Source organism: Mesorhizobium sp. M7A.F.Ca.CA.004.04.2.1 (assembly GCF_004022825.1).
Lineage (GTDB): Bacteria > Pseudomonadota > Alphaproteobacteria > Rhizobiales > Rhizobiaceae > Mesorhizobium.
Window position 1 is genome coordinate 1 of sequence record NZ_RZPH01000557.1, and the last position, 3,970, is coordinate 3,970.

At 62.2% G+C, this 3,970-nt stretch carries 6 protein-coding genes and 1 tRNA gene; 5 read left to right on the forward strand and 2 right to left on the reverse strand.

Going from position 1 to position 3,970, the window contains the following annotated elements; translation table 11 throughout:
• Positions 1-108 precede the first annotated feature (108 nt).
• Positions 109-193, forward strand: a tRNA-Leu gene (locus EN893_RS22465).
• A gap of 89 nt (positions 194-282) precedes the next feature.
• Here EN893_RS22465 and EN893_RS22470 read toward each other — a convergent pair.
• Positions 283-861, reverse strand: coding sequence for an NUDIX domain-containing protein (locus EN893_RS22470; RefSeq protein WP_127272271.1), 579 nt, complete (start codon positions 859-861; stop codon positions 283-285).
• Between the two features lie 224 nt (positions 862-1,085).
• Here EN893_RS22470 and EN893_RS22475 point away from each other — a divergent pair, with 224 nt between their 5' ends.
• The 3 genes from EN893_RS22475 to EN893_RS22485 all read left to right on the forward strand — a co-directional run bounded on the left by EN893_RS22475 (position 1,086) and on the right by EN893_RS22485 (position 2,986).
• Positions 1,086-2,189 (forward strand): NADH:flavin oxidoreductase/NADH oxidase, encoded by a 1,104-nt coding sequence (locus EN893_RS22475; RefSeq protein WP_127271606.1) that lies wholly within the window; start codon positions 1,086-1,088, stop codon positions 2,187-2,189.
• A 248-nt stretch (positions 2,190-2,437) separates the two neighbouring features.
• Positions 2,438-2,716, forward strand: a complete 279-nt coding sequence (locus tag EN893_RS22480) for a DUF982 domain-containing protein (protein WP_013532012.1) — start codon at positions 2,438-2,440, stop codon at positions 2,714-2,716.
• A gap of 30 nt (positions 2,717-2,746) precedes the next feature.
• Positions 2,747-2,986 (forward strand): DUF2188 domain-containing protein, encoded by a 240-nt coding sequence (locus EN893_RS22485; RefSeq protein ID WP_013532013.1) that lies wholly within the window; start codon positions 2,747-2,749, stop codon positions 2,984-2,986.
• A gap of 157 nt (positions 2,987-3,143) precedes the next feature.
• On the opposite strand, the gene EN893_RS38725 is transcribed toward EN893_RS22485, so the two are convergent.
• Positions 3,144-3,425, reverse strand: coding sequence for a hypothetical protein (locus EN893_RS38725; RefSeq protein WP_084016230.1), 282 nt, complete (start codon positions 3,423-3,425; stop codon positions 3,144-3,146).
• 322 nt (positions 3,426-3,747) lie between these two features.
• On the opposite strand from EN893_RS38725, the gene EN893_RS22495 reads away from it, so the two are divergent.
• Positions 3,748-3,970 (forward strand): molybdopterin-binding protein (locus tag EN893_RS22495; protein WP_164901020.1); only part of this gene is annotated, 223 nt, incomplete at its 3' end.

The window sequence follows — 3,970 nt, forward strand, 5'->3', positions numbered from 1 at the left end:
CATCCCGGCGAATAACCAGCATTTGGACCTGACCACATCTTGTCCCTGACCTCTACATCTTGTCTCCGACATTGACAGAATGATGGCCACATGGGATTGCCGGTTCATGCGGATGTGGCGGAACTGGTAGACGCCCTGGATTTAGGTTCCAGTGCCGAAAGGCGTGGGGGTTCGAGTCCCTTCATCCGCACCACCCTTCGCTCTTCGAGCTTCGGTGGCGGGCCACCCGAATAGATGAAGGAGTGTCCTCCCGAAGCCTTGGCTAAGGAGGACCGGCGCCGTTCAGGCGGCGATCGGGTTGAGCTTCAGATGCTGGATCAGGATAATGGTCTTGGCGTCGATGATCCGGCCATCGGCGATGCCGGCCAGCGCCTCGTCGAGCGGCATTTCCAGAACCTCGATGTCCTCGCCCTCTTCTTGCGCGCCGCCGCCGGCCGAGATGCGGTCGGCGGGTGAATAGCGGGCGATGAAGAACCAGAGACGTTCGGTGACGCTGCCAGGGCTCATATAGGGCGAAAACAGCCGCTCGACGTTCTGCAGCCGGTAGCCGAGTTCTTCCTCCGCCTCCTTGCGGATGCAGGTTTCGGGATCGTTTTCGTCCAACAGGCCGGCACAGGCCTCGATCAGCGGCTCGCGGTGGCCGGTGACGTAGGCGGGATAGCGGAACTGGCGCACCAGAAGCACGGTCGAGCGCGAGGGATCGTAAGGCAGGATCACCGCGCCGTCACCGCGATCATAGGTCTGGCGAATTTGCGTCTCCCACTGCCCGTCGCGCCGGCGGTAGTCGAGGACGGTCTTCTTCAGGACGGCCCAGTCGTCGGAGAGGATTTCCTCCGAACGGACGCGAATACGATCTTCCATCGTGGTCTCCATGCAAAAGCGCGTCGCGCTTTATGCTCCTGTTTTATGCATGTCGCTCTCCCAAACCGGGCCACTTTTGGGCGCCATGCATTGCCGAGGCGTATCCGCGAACCGGCATTTCGGCAATCCCGTCAGTGATTGGTCCAGAACCCCTTTCACCGCCTCGTGTCTGGCGCAGGCGCCATCGGTCGCCTAAATAGCTGCGAACCCTCCCGGAGTTTCTCATGACAGCGTCGCTTTTCCAGTCGATCACCCTCGACGGCCTCACCTTCCCCAACCGCATCGCCGTCGCGCCGATGTGCCAGTATTCCGCCGACGACGGTTCGGCCAGTGACTGGCATCTCCATCACTGGATGAACCTCGCAATGTCCGGCGCCGGCATGGTCACGGTCGAGATGACCGATGTCGAGCGGCGCGGGCGTATCACCCATGGCTGCCTCGGCCTTTATTCCGAAGACAATGAGGCCGCCGCCCGCCGCGCACTGGACGCCGCACGACGCGTCGCCGCACCCGGCACGAAATTCGGCTCCCAACTCGCCCATGCCGGCCGCAAGGCTTCGAACCGCAAGCCGTGGGAAGGCGGCGGGCCACTGCAGCCAAATGAGGATCCCTGGCAGACCGTCTCCGCCTCGGTCATCCCCTACGACACCGGTTGGAACGTGCCGCACGCGCTGGAGGACGAGGAGATCCTGCAACTGATCGAGCGCTTCGCCGAAGCCGCAAGGCGGGCCGAACGCGCCGGCTTCGATTTCATCGAACTGCATGCCGCGCATGGCTATCTGATCTTCCAGTTCCTGTCGCCCTTGTCCAACCAGCGCACGGACCGCTGGGGCGGCTCGCTGGAAAACCGCATGCGTCTTGTCGTCGAGATCGCCAAGGCGGTGCGCAAGGCTACGCCAAAGCTGATGCTCGGCGCGCGGCTGTCGGTGATGGATTGGGTCGATGGCGGCTTCGACGTGGCGGACGCGATCGAAGTGGCCAAAGCGCTCAAGGACGAGGGCGTTGCCTATCTCTGCTGCTCGAGCGGCGGCAATTCGCCGTTGCAGAAATTGCCCACCGGCCCCGGCTATCAGGTGCATCTGGCGGAAGCGGTGCGCAAGGGTGCTGATATTCCGACCCGTGCCGTCGGCCTGATCGACGACCCCAAGCAGGCCGAAGCGATCCTCACCGAGGGCCGCGCCGACATGGTGGCGCTGGCGCGGGCCTTCCTGGCTGATCCGCGCTGGGGATGGCGTGCGGCGGCCACATTCAGCGAAACGATCCACCCGGCGCCGCAGCTTGCCCGTTCGGTGACCACGATGCAGCATTGGATGAAGGCGACGGGCTGAACGGTCCGCGCTCCCGACACGCGCGCCCTCCTGCCTCCAGACGGCCTGACGGTGCTCCGCTGCTATTCCGTCCGCAAGCTGTTGGCGTGGAGTGGGCGTGGCTGGGCTTGGGAGGAAACCTGTTCAGGGGCATTCTTGCCGGTTGCGGCGCAGACCGCAGGTGTAGAGCCTTCAAACAGCCTCTGAGACGTTTGGGCGCAGGCTGACGGCCATGGTTGCAACCAAATTGGCTGCTTTGCGTTGCGGCCATGATGGACAACAAACCTTTTGAAGTGCCGGTCGTCGTCGAACTTGGCCACGTCGGCAAATATCGCCACATCCGCAGCGCCCAGGAGGCCGCGGAATGCCTGATGACGGTGTGGCCGCTCAATCGCGGCCCGCGCCATCGTGATGCCCTCGACACTTGCCTCAAAGTGCTGGAAGGTTATCGTTCGACAGCGGATGCGCGCCGGGCGCTGATTGAAGCCGCCAAGGAATCGGAGGTGCTGGTGCCCGACGACAGACTGCCCGACGACCGGCTGCATTGAGCAGACGGACCTTTCAACCGGAGGTTTTCCATGGCGAAGCTGACTTACAAGATCGTCGAACATGACGGCGGCTGGGCCTACAAGGTCGGAGCGACCTTTTCCGAGACGTTCCCCACGCATCAGGACGCATTGCGTGCGGCCGAAATCGCCTCGGCCGAGCAGCAGGTCGCCGGAGCGACCGACGGCATCCAGTATGAGGACGCCGAAGGCAAATGGCACGAAGAACTGGCCGACGGCCGCGACCGGCCGCAGACAGAAGTGTCAGATTAATTCGCTTTCGCCGTTGATGTTGAGCGGTCCGGCAGGCGCCGACCGCAGCGCCGTCCGAGAGAGGACGCGCCAGCGGCCAGCGATTGGCCTTGCGGACTAGCCCTTGAACATGGCTTTCCAGAAAATCGGTATCCGCTTTTCGGAAATCGCGTTCTGGCTATTTGCCGCAATACTGATCGTTGACGTTTTGCCCAGCGTTAGCGTCCGGGCCTGGCGTGTTGTGGGCACATGGGCCTATCGCGCCGGTATTGCCTTGGGTGTTCAACCCGGAGCCGTCACTGATGCTTCCCGTGGTATAGGGATCGACAGTTGTCTGATCGTTGTTGCCGAATAGCCACCAGTCGCGATTGTTGGAATACCTGTCGTCCAGTGACTGCGCCATCGCCGATGTTGCGAGACCGATCGTCAGAACAGATGCTGCGAGAATTTTTGTAACCATTGAATCACTCCGTATCTTAGCCGCCTTGGTGCGACACTCATAAAACCCGGTAGTCAGCCGAATGGTTCCTTGAAATTGTCGTGAGGCTCAGGTGAGGCCCCTGACCAGCAAAGCCCGGCCGGCGATGCGCTCGATGAACGCGGCGGTTCGCTCCGGGACGACGAATTGCTGCATGTGCCCTATTCCCTCGAACGGTTCGAACCTAGATCCTTGACGTCATCGGCTCGCCTTGGCGGCGCGAAGATGACATTGCGGCTACCGTCGCGCCGCGCTATCTCAGATCACTCGCCTTCCCAGGCCACACGCCTTGCCGGAGCCTTCCATGCCTGAAATCGTGACCGCCGCCATGCTCGTCATTGGCGATGAGATTCTGTCCGGCCGAACCAAGGACAAGAACATCGGCCATCTCGCCGACATCATGACGGCGATCGGCATCGACCTGAAGGAAGTGCGTGTCGTCCCTGACGAGGAAGACGAGATCATCGCCGCGGTGAATGCCGTGCGCAGCCGTTACACCTATGTGTTCACCACCGGCGGCATCGTAT

What these genes read in the sequence shown, in the direction of transcription:
- EN893_RS22480 (WP_013532012.1), top strand. Translation starts at nt 2,438, where the DNA reads ATGATGGACAACAAACCTTTTGAAGTGCCGGTCGTCGTCGAACTTGGC.
- EN893_RS38725 (WP_084016230.1), bottom strand. Translation starts at nt 3,425, where the DNA reads ATGGTTACAAAAATTCTCGCAGCATCTGTTCTGACGATCGGTCTCGCA.
- EN893_RS22475 (WP_127271606.1), top strand. Translation starts at nt 1,086, where the DNA reads ATGACAGCGTCGCTTTTCCAGTCGATCACCCTCGACGGCCTCACCTTC.
- EN893_RS22485 (WP_013532013.1), top strand. Translation starts at nt 2,747, where the DNA reads ATGGCGAAGCTGACTTACAAGATCGTCGAACATGACGGCGGCTGGGCC.
- EN893_RS22470 (WP_127272271.1), bottom strand. Translation starts at nt 861, where the DNA reads ATGGAAGATCGTATTCGCGTCCGTTCGGAGGAAATCCTCTCCGACGAC.